General features: G+C 64.6%; 11 protein-coding genes. 9 read left to right on the top strand and 2 right to left on the bottom strand.

Annotated features, from left to right (window positions below; all coding sequences use genetic code 11):
* Positions 1-81 precede the first annotated feature (81 nt).
* Genes FG13_RS16405 through FG13_RS16390 form a run of 4 tightly spaced genes read left to right on the top strand, consistent with a single transcriptional unit; the run spans position 82 to position 3,729 of the window.
* Positions 82-966, top strand: a complete 885-nt coding sequence (locus FG13_RS16405; protein WP_051959144.1) for a TauD/TfdA dioxygenase family protein — start codon at positions 82-84, stop codon at positions 964-966.
* 33 nt (positions 967-999) lie between these two features.
* Positions 1,000-2,013 (top strand): ABC transporter substrate-binding protein, encoded by a 1,014-nt coding sequence (locus tag FG13_RS16400; protein WP_035822584.1) that lies wholly within the window; start codon positions 1,000-1,002, stop codon positions 2,011-2,013.
* Position 2,014: 1 nt separating this feature from the next.
* Positions 2,015-2,860, top strand: coding sequence for an ABC transporter ATP-binding protein (locus FG13_RS16395; protein WP_035822582.1), 846 nt, complete (start codon positions 2,015-2,017; stop codon positions 2,858-2,860).
* Positions 2,857-3,729: an ABC transporter permease gene (locus tag FG13_RS16390; protein WP_035822580.1), complete on the top strand. Its 873-nt coding sequence runs from the start codon at positions 2,857-2,859 to the stop codon at positions 3,727-3,729. The genes FG13_RS16395 and FG13_RS16390 overlap by 4 nt, the downstream gene beginning before the upstream one ends.
* Here FG13_RS16390 and FG13_RS16385 read toward each other — a convergent pair whose 3' ends face one another.
* A complete protein-coding gene (locus FG13_RS16385) occupies positions 3,730-4,617 on the bottom strand; it encodes an HTH-type transcriptional regulator ArgP (RefSeq protein ID WP_035822579.1) in 888 nt (295 codons plus the stop codon).
* Positions 4,618-4,760: 143 nt separating this feature from the next.
* Here FG13_RS16385 and FG13_RS16380 point away from each other — a divergent pair, with 143 nt between their 5' ends.
* The 5 genes from FG13_RS16380 (at position 4,761) to FG13_RS16360 (ending at position 11,212) form a co-directional block, all read left to right on the top strand.
* Entirely contained in the window at positions 4,761-7,190 is a 2,430-nt protein-coding gene (locus FG13_RS16380) for a penicillin-binding protein 1A (RefSeq protein ID WP_035822577.1), read from the top strand.
* 4 nt (positions 7,191-7,194) lie between these two features.
* Positions 7,195-7,818 carry a trimeric intracellular cation channel family protein gene (locus FG13_RS16375; protein ID WP_035822575.1) on the top strand — a complete coding sequence of 208 codons (624 nt, stop codon included), beginning with the start codon at positions 7,195-7,197 and terminating at the stop codon, positions 7,816-7,818.
* 97 nt (positions 7,819-7,915) lie between these two features.
* Entirely contained in the window at positions 7,916-9,811 is a 1,896-nt protein-coding gene (locus FG13_RS16370; RefSeq protein ID WP_035822573.1) for a beta-propeller domain-containing protein, read from the top strand.
* A gap of 49 nt (positions 9,812-9,860) precedes the next feature.
* Positions 9,861-10,427 carry a sigma-70 family RNA polymerase sigma factor gene (locus FG13_RS16365; protein ID WP_235211747.1) on the top strand — a complete coding sequence of 189 codons (567 nt, stop codon included), beginning with the start codon at positions 9,861-9,863 and terminating at the stop codon, positions 10,425-10,427.
* A complete protein-coding gene (locus FG13_RS16360; RefSeq protein ID WP_035822571.1) occupies positions 10,424-11,212 on the top strand; it encodes a hypothetical protein in 789 nt (262 codons plus the stop codon). Before FG13_RS16365 ends, FG13_RS16360 begins: the two co-directional genes overlap by 4 nt.
* 6 nt (positions 11,213-11,218) lie before the next feature.
* Here FG13_RS16360 and FG13_RS16355 read toward each other — a convergent pair whose 3' ends face one another.
* Positions 11,219-12,607 carry an MFS transporter gene (locus FG13_RS16355; protein WP_442905206.1) on the bottom strand — a complete coding sequence of 463 codons (1,389 nt, stop codon included), beginning with the start codon at positions 12,605-12,607 and terminating at the stop codon, positions 11,219-11,221.
* Between the last annotated feature and the right edge of the window lie 32 nt (positions 12,608-12,639).

Raw genomic sequence — 12,639 nt, 5'->3', positions numbered from 1 at the left:
ATATCCATATAGTAAATGCTTCGTTTGCAGGATGGGCGAGCAGGCATACAGTGGACTTCCCCAGACTTTTGGCGAGTTCCCATGTCGGCCGTCCTGAAACCCAAGTACTCCACCAGCCATTTCCGTATCGAGACGTTCGATGCGCCCCTGGGCGCGCAAGTGCTGGGGCTGGACCTGGCGCAGCCGCTGTCGCTGGACGACTTCCAGCGCCTGCACCACGCCCACCTCGACCATCACGTGCTGGTGTTCCGCGACCAGCGCATCACGCCGCGGCAGCAGGTCGATTTCAGCCGCCGCTTCGGTCCGCTGCAAATCCACGTGCTGCGCCAGTTCCAGCTGCCAACGCAGCCGGAAGTACTGATCATCTCGAACATCGTTGAAAACGGCCAGCCCATCGGCCTGGGCGACGCGGGTCATTTCTGGCATTCGGATTTGTCGTACAAGGAAGTGCCCAGCCTCGGTTCCATGCTGCATGCGCAAGAGTTGCCGCAGGACGGCGGCGATACCGTGTTTGCGAATATGCACCTGGCGTGGGACAGCTTGCCTGCCGCGCTGCGCCATGCCGTACGTGGCGCCCGTGCCGAGCACAGCTACCTGAGCCAGTATGAGGAATTGCGCCGCCGCAACCCATGGCGTCCTGCCCTGACGCAGGCGCAGATCGATGAAGTCCAACCCGTCACCCATCCCGTCGTGCGCGCGCATCCGGAAACGGGACGCCGCGCCCTGTTCGTCAGCGAACATTTCACGACGCGCATCGTCGGCTTGCCCGCCGACGAAAGCCGCGCCCTGCTCGACGAACTGTTTGCCCACAGCGTGCGCCCCGAGCACCTGTATGTGCACCGCTGGCAGCCGCATGACCTGGTGTTCTGGGATAACCGTTCCCTGATGCATTTGGCGACGGGTTGCCCGCCCGAGCAGCGCCGCAAGCTGTATCGCACCACGATTGAAGGCGATGCGCCCTACTGATTTTTTTGAACGTAGTTGACCCAAGGAGTGTCCATGTTGCCGATCTTTAGCTTTTCCCGCCGCCTGCTCGCCACCATCGCCGTGCTGTGCATGGCCATGCCCATGGCCCGGGCCGAGGGGCAGATCCGCATCGCGGGCCAGCATGGCATCACCTTCTTGCTACTCAATATTGCACAGGAACAAAAGCTGATTGAAAAGCATGGCAAGCAGCAGGGCGTCGATGTGAAAGTCGAGTGGATTACCCTGTCCGGCGGGCCGGCCATCAATGACGCTTTGTTGTCGGGCAATATCGATATCGCAGGCGCCGGGCTGGGGCCGCTGCTGACCATCTGGGACCGCACCAAAGGCCGGCAGAATGTGCGCGGCGTGGCGTCGCTGGGCAACTTCCCCTACTATTTGGTCAGCAATAATCCCAAGGTGAAAACCCTGGCGGACTTGACGGACAAGGACCGCATCGCCCTGCCTGCCGTCTCCGTCTCCGTCCAGGCAAGGATATTGCAAATGGCCGTGGCGAAACAGTGGGGCGACAAGGAATTTGCCCGCCTCGATAAAATCACGCAAACCCTGCCGCATCCGGACGCGGCCGCCGCCATCATCGCCGGCGGCACGGAGCTCAGCGGTCACTTTGGCAATTCGCCGTTCCAGGAACAGGAACTGGCGCAAAACCCGAATGCCCACGTCATCCTGAACTCGTATGACGTGCAAGGCGGGCCCAGCTCGTCGACCTTGCTGTATGCGACGGAAAAATACCGCAAGGACAATCCCAAGACGTACCGCGCCTTCATCGCCGCCCTGGCGGAAGCGGCGCAGTATGCGAGCAGCAACCCGCAAGGCGCGGCTGACATCTATATCAAGGTCAACAAGAGCAAGGTGGACCGCAATCTGCTGCTGAAAATCTTTGCCAACCCGCAAGTGCAATTCAAGATCGCGCCGCAAAATACCTATGGCCTGGCGCAATTCCTGCACCGCGTGAGCGCCATCCGCAACCTGCCCGACAGCTGGCGCGATTATTTCTTTGACGATCCTGCCATTACGCAAGGAGGCTGACATGAACGCGCCCGCTTTTCACCTGGTCCGTCCTCCCGTTGCGCTACAGCCGCTGCTCAGCGTCAAGCATGTCAGCCTGGAATACCGCACCGAGCAGCGCACCGTGCGCGCCACGCATGACGTCAGTTTCGACGTGTTTCGCGGCGACCGCTTCGTGCTGCTGGGGCCATCGGGCTGCGGCAAGTCGTCCTTGCTGAAAGCCGTGGCCGGTTTCATCGCGCCGCGCGCGGGCAGCATCGCCATGCAGGGCCTGCCCATCCACAAACCGGGGCCGGACCGTGTCGTCGTGTTCCAGGAATTCGACCAGTTGCCGCCATGGAAAACGGTGCTGGAAAACGTCATGTTCCCTTTACTTGCCAGCAAGCGCCTGGACAAGGTGGCGGCCCGCGAGCGCGCTCATCACTGGATCGCCAAGGTGGGCCTGGCTGGCTTTGAAGATGCCCATCCGCATACCTTGTCGGGCGGCATGAAGCAGAGGGTAGCCATCGCCCGTGCCCTGGCCATGCAGCCGGAAGTGCTGCTGATGGACGAGCCGTTCGCCGCCCTCGATGCCTTGACGCGGCGCAAGATGCAGGAAGAACTGAGCCGCCTGTGGGAAGAGCTGCGCTTTACGCTTGTGTTCGTTACGCATTCGATCGAAGAAGCTTTGGTCGTGGGCAACCGCATCCTGCTGCTGTCGCCCCATCCGGGCCGCGTGCGCGCTGAACTCAACAGTCATCAATTCGGCTTGCACAGCGCGGGCAGCGCGGAATTCCAGGCCGCCAGCAGCCGCATCCATGGCTTGCTGTTCGATGAGGAAGTCGCTCCTGTGCCGCAAGCAGTGGCCGCGCAGCGGGAGGCCGTATGAGCGCGCTGCTGGAGCCGCCGATCCGCCAGGAATTCGTGTATGCGGCGGCGCCGCCGGCCGGCGTCACCGTCGAGCGGCCGCTGTCGCGCTGGCAGCGTGTGAGCCAGCATGCGCTGTGGCGCAAGGCTTTCATTTTGCTCAGCCTGGCCCTGCTGTGGGAAGGCGCGGCGCGCTGGACGCAGAACGATTTACTGTTGCCCAGTTTTGTCCAGACGGCGCAGGCGTTTATCGGTGGCATCGCCAGCGGTGAATTGCTCACGCGCACGGCCGCCTCCCTCGTCGTCTTGCTGCAAGGCTATGCGGTGGGCGTGCTGGCCGCCTTCGTGCTGACCTTGCTGGCCGTGTCCAGCCGCATCGGGCGCGACGTGCTGGAAACCCTGACGGCCATGTTGAATCCCTTGCCGGCCATCGCCTTGTTGCCGCTGGCCCTGCTGTGGTTCGGCCTGGGGCGCGCCAGCCTGATCTTCGTCATTGTCCATTCCGTGATGTGGCCGCTGGCCCTGAACACGTATGCGGGTTTCCAGGGCGTGCCCGAGACTCTGCGCATGGCGGGCCGCAATTACGGCTTGAACGGCTTGCGCCTGGTGCTGCACATCCTCGTGCCGGGCGCCTTGCCTTCCATCGTCTCGGGTCTAAAAATAGGCTGGGCATTCGCCTGGCGCACCCTGATCGCGGCCGAGCTGGTGTTCGGTACGACGTCGGGGCAGGGCGGCCTGGGCTGGTACATCTTCCAGAACCGCAACGAGCTGTACACGGACAAGGTGTTTGCCGGCCTGGCGGCCGTCATCGTCATCGGTTTAATCGTGGAAAACATTGGCTTTCGCAGCCTGGAACGCGTGACTCTCAAGCGCTGGGGTATGCAAAGATAGTTATTTCAGCATGCTGCGCGCCGCCGCGATGATTTGCCGCGACAGTTGCTCCATGCGCGGCGATTGCACTTTCCACGTGTGCCAGTACAGGGCCACGTCGGCCGGGGTCTTGGGCGTGAGCATTTCCACCAGCTCGCCATCCGTGTTCGCCTTCAATAACAGTTCGGGCACCATGCCGTAGCCGAGGCCATAGCGGATGGCATTGAAGTGCGAGGTGGCACCCGGCACGTAATGGCAGGGATAGGCGCCTTCGGGCAGCCCCAGCGCTTCCTGCAGAAACGACGATTGCAGGGTGTCCTTGCGCGTGTAGGCGACGACGGGCGCCGTGCGCGCCGCCTTGCGCGTCAGGCCATTCGCGAACCATTGCTGGCGGAACGCGGGCGTGGCCACCAGCCAGTAGCGCATCACGCCCAGCGGCTCGGCCGTGCAGCCGCGCATGGGCTTGGCTTCCGTGCTGATGCAGCCGATGGCCATGCCCGTTTCCAGCAAGGTATACGTGTGGTCCTGGTCTTCCACGGTCAGGTCCAGCAGCACGCGCTCGCGTATCAGCACTTCCGACAGGGCGGGGAAGAACCAGGTGCCCATCGAGTCCGCGTTCAGCGCCAGCACCAGGGTCAGCGGGGCATCCTGCTGCACCGCCAGTTCCGCCTGCAAGTCCGCTTCCAGCAGCTTGGCCCGCTTCAGGTACTGCATCAGCCGCTGGCCCATGCGCGTGGCGCGCGCGGGGCGGCTGCGCACGATCAGCGCATTGCCCAGCTGGCTTTCCAGCGCCCGCACCCGCTGCGAAATGGCCGGTGACGTCAGGTGCAGCCGCAGCGCCGCCTGCTCGAAGCTGCCCGTTTCGACGACGGCGCGGAACGCTTCCGTGTGCTTGGGATTCAAATTCATGATGGATGCCTGACATAAGAAAAATTTATCAATACTAAATAATACTTACTTTTGATAAGGATGGGTGTGTTGCAATGCACAATGCCTCTTTGATGGAGTGCCATGCGCCAGCGCGCGGCCTCCTGGCAGCAAGGAATACCACCATGGAAGCACAAGCGAACGACAGCACCACCCGCAAGCCCCAGTCCAAGCTGGCGCGCAATCTGAAATTCGGCCTGGGATTGACTCTGGGCCTGGGCATGGCCGCCGCGCTGGCGGGCGGCTGGTGGCTGCGCCAGGCATGGCAGGATTTGCCGGCCGTCGAACACCTGGCCCAGTACAAGCCCGCGCTGCCGCTGCGTATTTTTTCCAGCGAAGGCGAGCTGCTGGCCGAATACGGCGAAGAGCGCCGCGAGTTCCTGCCCTTGAAAGACATCCCGCTGCGCATGCGCCAGGCTTTGCTGGCCATCGAGGATGCGCGCTTTTATGAACACGGCGCCGTCGACTTCTATGGCTTGACGCGCGCTACCCTGGCCAACGTCGTCACGGGCCACCACGCGCAGGGCGCCAGCACCATCACCATGCAGGTGGCGCGCGACTTTTTCCTGTCGCGCGAAAAGACCGTGCAGCGCAAGCTGACGGAGATGCTGCTCGCCTACAAGCTGGAACAGCACTACGGCAAGGACAAGCTGCTGGAACTGTATATGAACCAGATTTACCTGGGCGAGCGCTCCTACGGCTTTTCCGCCGCCTCGAACATCTATTTCGACAAACCGCTGGCTGAAGTCAGCATCGCCGAAGCGGCCATGCTGGCCGGCTTGCCGAAAGCGCCGTCGGCCTACAACCCCGTCGCCAATCCCCAGCGCGCCACCGTGCGCCAGCATTACATCCTGCAGCGCATGCGCGAACTGGGCTACATCACGCCAGTGGAATACGATGCGGCGGTGGCGGAAAAACTGGCCCTGAACAAGGACCGCAACAGCTCCGTGCATGCGGCTGCGTATGCGGTCGAGGAAGCGCGTCAATTGATCTTGCAAAGCTATCCCGAAGGCGCTTACAGCATGGGACTGGACGTGACGACCACCATCCGCATGGCGCCGCAGCGGGCGGCCGACAAGTCGCTGCGCGATGGCTTGCTGAATGCGCAGGCGCGGCGCGGCTACCGTGGCCCGGAAGCGCGTCTGGCCCCCTCCGCAGACAGCGTGGCGCGCCAGCTGGCCGCCTATCTGGACAGCGGAGATTTGCGCGCCGCCCTCGTGCGCAAGGTCGAGACTTCGGCCAAGCGCCAGGTGACGGCGCAGCTGCGCAATGGCGACGAGATCGTGCTCACCGCCTCGGAAGCACGCCTGGGCGGCAAGCTGGCCTGGGATGGCAAACGCGCCATCGTCGCGGGCAGCGTCATTCGCGTAGTGCACGACGCGGCGAAAAAACGCTGGCTGGTGAGCCAGCTGCCCGAGATGGAAGGCGCGCTCATTTCCGTCGAGGCGCACAGCGGTGAAATCGTCGCCATGGCGGGCGGCTTCGATTTTTACCGCAACCACTACAACCACGCCATGCAAGCCTACCGCCAGCCCGGTTCCAGCTTCAAGCCTTTCGTGTATTCGGCGGCGCTGGAAAAGGGCTATTTCCCCGGCACGGCCGTGGACGACACGCAGCGTTTGCTGCTGCCGCAGGAAACGGGCGCGCGGCCATGGCGTCCGCGCAATTACGGCAATAATTATGAAGGCTTCATCAGCGTGCGGCGCGGCCTCGTGCGCTCGAAAAACCTCGTGGCCGTGAGCCTGATGCAGGCGGCCGGTCCCGGCTACGTGCAGCACTACGCCACGCGCTTCGGCTTCGAGGGCGCGCGCAATCCCGTCTCCCTGCCGCTGGCGCTGGGTGCGGGCGCCGTCACGCCGCTGCAGCTGGCGCAATCGTATGCGGTGTTCGCCAATGGCGGCATGCAGATGCCGCCAAAACTGATCAAGCAAGTGCGCAGCCGCAGCGGAGAAGTGCTGTTCAGCGATGCGGCGCCACGTGCCAAGGATGCGCCGGCACCGGGCACGCAAGTGATCTCCACGCGCAATGCCTACGTCATGGACAGCATGCTGCGCGACGTCGTCAAGAGCGGCACGGGACGCGGCGCGCTGGCGCTGGGGCGTGGCGACGCGGCCGGCAAGACGGGCACGTCGAACAACGCCTATGACGCCTGGTTCGCCGGCTATTCCTCGGGGCTCGTCTCCGTCGTGTGGCTTGGCTACGACCAGCCCAAGAGCCTGGGCAACGCCACCGGGGGGACGTTGGCGCTGCCCGTCTGGCGCGACTACATGCAGGTGGCCGTGCAGGGCCGCCGCGAACAGGTATTGGCCGAGCCGCCAGGCCTGTCCCTGCTCGATGGCGATTACGTGTATGCCGAATACCTGGCCGGCGACTGCCTGCAGGAGAACTTTGCCTTTATCCACAGCAGCGTCGGCTGCGGCAGCGGCGGCGCTGATACGCGCATGGCGCATGGTGAAGCTGGCGATGGCGGCTCCGGCACGGGCACGAATGAAGCGCGCACCCTGAGCGAAGCGCGCGAACGCGAACAAATTCTCAAATCATTTTCGGAAGAATAAGACCATGCTGTTATATACGATTTACCTGGTGGCGATCGTCGCCGAAGCGATGTCCGGCGCCATCATGGGCATGCGGCGCGGCATGGACTTGTTCGGCATCTGCATGATCGGCACCGTCACGGCGCTCGGCGGCGGCACCGTGCGCGACGTGCTGCTGGGGCACTATCCGCTGGGCTGGATCGCGCATCCCGAATACCTGCTGTTTACCATTGGCGCGGCCATCGTGACGGCCTTTGTCGCGCGCTATTTGCACCATTTGCGCGCCATCTTTTTGCTGGTCGACGGCCTGGGCCTGGTGGCGTTTTGCGTGATCGGCTGCGACATCGCCATGTCGGCCAAGATGCATCCGGCCATCGTCGTGCTGGCAGGGATGATCACGGGCGTCTTCGGCGGCCTGCTGCGCGATATCCTGTGCAACCAGATTCCGCTGGTGTTGCAGCGCGAAGTGTATGCCACCGTGGCCCTGTTCACGGGCGCCCTGTACGTGGGCCTGCTGCACTTCAAGGTCGACAGCTCGGTGGCGCAGCTGGCGTCCATCGGCGCCGGCTTCCTGTTCCGCTTCCTGGCCCTGCATTTTGAATGGCGCCTGCCGAATTTCAATGGTGACCGCATACGGGGTTTTGAATAAAATAAAACGCTACGTGATTATTTTCACGCGCGTTTAACCCCTTTTTCTGCGCTGCCGCGTTTCATGTTGGACACCCCAGCCAACCGGAGAAGAAGCGATGTCCAGCGCCCTCAAGATCACATTGATACTGTCCCTGCTGCTGTCGGCAGGCAGCCACGCCGCCGGCACGGCGCCAAGGAAAACCCTGGCGCCGTTCGCCAGCGAGCAAGCCTTGAGCAGCTATCTGCAGCAGTTGCAGGCGCGCCAGGCGGCACTGCAGAAGGAGCAGCAGAAACTGCAGCGCGCCACGGCGCAGTCCATGTCGGCGCCGCCGGCTCCTCCCGCCTCTCCCGCGCCGATGATGGCGAAATCCGCGCCGGCAGCATCGGCAGAAGCGGCGGAATCGGTCACCAATGTGCAGACGGCGGGCGTGGACGAAGGCGGCATCGTCAAGCTGCATGGCAAGCACCTGGTGATGCTCCGGCGCGGCAAGCTGTTCACCGTGCAGGTGGGTGGCAATGCCTTGCAGCCCGTGTCCTCGCTCGACGCCTTCGCGCCGGGTAGCGACCCGTCGGGCAGCTGGTATGACGAGATGCTGCTCGACGGCGACACGGTGGTGGTGATCGGCTACAGCTACAGCCGCGGCGGCACGGAGATCGGCCTGTTCGACATCGATGCCGACGGCAAGCTGGCCTACCGCTCCACCTATCACTTGCGCTCCAACGATTATTACTCCTCGCGTAATTACGCCAGCCGCCTGATCGGCAGCAAACTGGTGTTCTACTCGCCCCTGTCGCTGAACCTGCGCCGCGGCGATCCGTTTGGCGGCTTTCCCGCGCTGCGCCGCTGGCGCCCCGACGCCGTGCCGTCCGACTTCAAGCGCATCGCTCCGGCCACGCGCATCTACCGCACCGATGAAGAACCGGAAACGGGCTTCGGCCTGACCCTGCACACGGTCACCGTGTGCGACCTGGCGCAGCGCGACATGCGCTGCGAAGCAACGGCCGTCATGGGGCCCCAAGGCCGCGTGTTTTATGTGTCGGGCGAATCCGTTTTCGTGTGGACCACGCGCCGCGGCCGCGACTCGGGCGTGTTCCGCATTCCCCTCGATGGCAGTGCGCCCAGCGCATTGAAAGTGGCGGGCGCACCCGTCGACCAGTTCTCGTTCCTTGAAAGTGGCGATGGCCACCTGAACGTGCTGCTGCGCGCCGAAGGCCAGGGCGACGCCATGTGGGACGGCGCGCGCGGGCGCGGCGACATGGCCTTGCTGCGCGTGCCATTGGCCTCGTTTTCCGATGGCCGCGACAGCGCGCCCGCCAGCAGCTACAAGGCGCTGCCAGGTGGCGGCGGCTACGGCTTGCAGAATCGCTATGTCGGGCCGTATCTGTTGTACGGCCATCCCGGCAATGCAGGACGCCGTCAGGCGGACCAGGCCTGGCCGCGCCAGCCCCTGTATGCCGTGCGCTGGGCCGATGCGGGCAGCGTGCAAGCCTTGTCGCTGCCGCATGGCGTCGAGCGCATTGAAGCGCTGGGCAATGACGCCGTGGTGATCGGTGCGCAGGGCAAGGATCTGCACTTCAGCACCATCGGCCTGGGGACGCATGCGGCGATTGCCACGCGCTACATCCGCGCCGATGCGGCGCAGGGCGAGTCGCGCAGCCACGGCTTTTTCTACAAGCCGCAAACGGCTAGCGAAGGCCTGATCGGCCTGCCCATCCTGGGCGCGGACGAACGGCCTGGCCTCAACAAGCCGGCCGCCTCCGTCCTGTATCTGCGCAACAGCGGCTTGCAGTTGACGGAACTGGGCGCGCTGGCGGCGCGGCCGGGCCAAATGCCGGACGACGGCTGCCGCGCATCGTGCGTGGACTGGTATGGCAATGCGCGTCCCTTGTTCCTGCAGGGCCGCGTCTTCGCCCTGCTCGGCTATGAAGTGGTGGAAGGGGCGCTCAAGGATGGACAGATCCGCGAAGTGCGCCGCATCAGCTATGCACCCATTGCGTCCCCTGTTCGCTGACGGCGCAGGGAAATTGCCGCTGCCGCGTAGTTCGGCTACACTGCTCCGCATGCCCGACACCCTCATTACCGCGACGGATGAAGACCTGATGCTGCGCTACAGCGCCGGCGACCTGCCATCGTTTCGCGAATTGTACCGGCGCCATGGCCAGGGCCTGTACCGCTTCGTGGCCTGGCGTTCGCCGCGCCGCGCCTGGGTGGACGAGATCGTGCAGGATGCGTGGGCCAGCCTGCACGCGGCGCGCGCCGGCTACCAGCCGCAAGCGGCCTTTCGTACCTATCTGTACCAGATCGCGCGCAACCGCCTGATCGACCTCCTGCGCCAGCGCGAAGGTCAGGAACACGGCGACGTGGGCGAACTGGTGGACGAGGGTGCATCGCCGCCGCAATCGCTGGAACAGAAACAGCAGCACGCATTGCTGCATGCGGCCATCGCCGCGCTGCCGGTGGAGCAAAAGGAAGCGCTGGTGCTGCAGCAGTTCAGCGGCATGAGCATTCTGGAGATCGCCGTGGTGACGGGAGCGGAAGCGGAAACCGTCAAGAGCCGGCTGCGCTACGCCATGCAGAAATTGCGCGCGGGCTTGGACAGCGCCGCTGGCGCGGGAGGACAGGCATGAAGACGCACGATCAAGATAATGACGATTTGCATGACGAGGAATTGAAGGCCCTGCTGGCCAGTCTGCCGCAGCCCGCGCCTTCCAGCGCGCTTGATGCGGCCATCCTGGCGGATGCGGAAAAAGCCTTGCGCCAGCCGACGGCCGCGAACGACAGCGCCGATGGCGTGCTGCGCACCCTGCCGGCCAAAAAATCGCCGGACTACCTGCAGCGCTGGCGCGTTCCGCTGGGATTGGCCGCCGCCGTGCTGTTGACGGTGAACCTGATCGGCGTGGACTGGTTCGGTTCGAAACCGGCGCAATTTCCCGTGGTGGGGGAACCGGTCACGCAAGAGGTGATGCGGGAAGCCGCACCTGCGACTGAGTTTGCGCCACTACCGCCAGCACCGCGCGCCATGGCCAAGGCGGCACCGAGGCCGCCGGCGCAAGCCGAGCCAGTGCCAGCACCCGTGTCAGCACCCGTTTCTCCGCCAGCGCCACCGGCCCCGCCACCACCTCCGGCAATGCGGGAGGCGATGGAGCAGCAAGCGGCTATGCAGGCCGAAGCCAGCCTGCAGCGCCAGGCGCCGGCACAGCGGGCGCTGGCCATGCCCGCTCCCATCGTGGCAAAGTCGGCGCCGCTGCCACCACCGGCCAGGCTCGATGCTTCCGTGTGGCTGGTGAAGATCGACGCCCTGCTCAAGGCGGGCGAAGGCGCGCTGGCGCAGGAGGAGTGGACGGCCTTCCGGCAGGCGTATCCTGATTATCCGGTGGCCGGGGAACTGCGGCAGCGGCTGGAGAGTAAGTAAAAAACGCTAGACGATCCCCTTCCTGCGTTCCCACACGGCGCTGCCGACGAAAATGGCGGCGCACACCCACATCACGGCCGGCAGGGCGTTCACGCCCACCGATTGCATCAGGACGCCCGTCAGCAGGGGGCCGCCGCCGCTGGTGATGCCCCAGGTGGCGTTGACGATGGCGCTGGCGCTGGTCAGCGACAGGCCCGTAAACCGTTCGCCGCAAGCCACTAGCGCCAGCATGTAGATGCCGCCCGCCGCCGCGCCCAGCAACAGCAGCAAGGTCCACCACAGCCACGGCGTGCCGACGGCGAATGGCAGCAGCGGCAGCAGCAGGCAGACGGCCACGCCGCAGCCCGCGTGGACTTTGGCGCGGCCGTAGCGGTCGGCCATCCATCCCAGCGCGAATTGCAGGCCCGTGTCGCCCACCAGCACCACGGTGGCCGACAGCAGGGCCAGGTCCGTGCCGATGCCGTGCTCCATCGCGTACAGGGGCAGCAAGCTCAATGCCAGCGTATCGAACAGGGCGAAGAAGGCGGCGCCGAGCACGATCATCGGCATGCGCGGCAAAATCAGGGTCCACTTCACACCATGCTCTTCCGGTTCCTTTTCCGGGCCGCTGTTCGAGATCAGCATCAATCCCGGCACGGCCAGCAAAAATAGCAGGCCGCAGGCGGCGAAGCTCCAGGAAATCTTGTCGTTGAACAGTGCCACGAGGGCAGGGCCGATCAGCTGGAAAAACGTAAAGCTGGTGGTGTACATGGCCACCACCCTGCCGCGCGAATTATCGGGCGCCAGCCGGTTCACCCACGCTTCGCCGATGGTAAACAGCACGCCCATGGCGCCGCCGAACAGGAAGCGCAGCACGCTCCACGCCAGCAGGTGGTCGGTACACTGCATGGCGATCGTCGTCAGTGACGCCACCCACACGGCGCCCAGCATGGTGGCGCGCGCGCCGAAACGTCCCACCCAGCGCGAGACGAATGGCGAGGCGGCCAGGATGCCCAAGGCGGCGACGGCCGTGATCATGCCGATGATGTCCGTGCCCACGCCGCGCTGGTGCAAGGTCAATGCGGTGAGCGGCATGGTCGCGCCCAGACCCAGGCCGACCACGCCGATGCTGACGACGAGGGCGAAGAAGTCGCGCCATGGCATGTGCCTCATGGCTGCCCCCGCAGGGTGGAAATGGTGTTCGGGATGACTGGAAAACGGTGTGGATGCATGGGAAAGGTAGGGACTTTGCCTGTGGCGCTGGTGTTTGGCGCCGGACGGGCATATGATGATTTTATCAAGAGCAATATTGCAAAGCCGTAGTGTAGGCGATGTGTGCCACCGCTGGCCATTCCCATCCGTGTGGCCGCTCCCTGCGGCTCTGCTGTACAGTGAAGCGAGCGGCAGCGCCGTCATGGCGCTGTCATTGGATCGTCACGCCAGCGAGG

The sequence above is a fragment of the Janthinobacterium sp. RA13 genome, from assembly GCF_000745325.1.
Lineage (GTDB): Bacteria > Pseudomonadota > Gammaproteobacteria > Burkholderiales > Burkholderiaceae_D > Janthinobacterium > Janthinobacterium rivuli.
Note: the sequence above shows the minus strand (reverse complement) of the source record. Positions and strands in the feature narration are given on the sequence as shown.

Bases quoted from the DNA above. Each gene is read 5' to 3' on its own strand.
- FG13_RS16375 (WP_035822575.1), top strand. From the start codon at position 7,195: ATGCTGTTATATACGATTTACCTGGTGGCGATCGTCGCCGAAGCGATG.
- FG13_RS16365 (WP_235211747.1), top strand. From the start codon at position 9,861: ATGCCCGACACCCTCATTACCGCGACGGATGAAGACCTGATGCTGCGC.
- FG13_RS16385 (WP_035822579.1), bottom strand. From the start codon at position 4,617: ATGAATTTGAATCCCAAGCACACGGAAGCGTTCCGCGCCGTCGTCGAA.
- FG13_RS16400 (WP_035822584.1), top strand. From the start codon at position 1,000: ATGTTGCCGATCTTTAGCTTTTCCCGCCGCCTGCTCGCCACCATCGCC.
- FG13_RS16360 (WP_035822571.1), top strand. From the start codon at position 10,424: ATGAAGACGCACGATCAAGATAATGACGATTTGCATGACGAGGAATTG.
- FG13_RS16380 (WP_035822577.1), top strand. From the start codon at position 4,761: ATGGAAGCACAAGCGAACGACAGCACCACCCGCAAGCCCCAGTCCAAG.
- FG13_RS16370 (WP_035822573.1), top strand. From the start codon at position 7,916: ATGTCCAGCGCCCTCAAGATCACATTGATACTGTCCCTGCTGCTGTCG.
- FG13_RS16390 (WP_035822580.1), top strand. From the start codon at position 2,857: ATGAGCGCGCTGCTGGAGCCGCCGATCCGCCAGGAATTCGTGTATGCG.
- FG13_RS16395 (WP_035822582.1), top strand. From the start codon at position 2,015: ATGAACGCGCCCGCTTTTCACCTGGTCCGTCCTCCCGTTGCGCTACAG.
- FG13_RS16355 (WP_442905206.1), bottom strand. From the start codon at position 12,607: ATGACGGCGCTGCCGCTCGCTTCACTGTACAGCAGAGCCGCAGGGAGC.
- FG13_RS16405 (WP_051959144.1), top strand. From the start codon at position 82: ATGTCGGCCGTCCTGAAACCCAAGTACTCCACCAGCCATTTCCGTATC.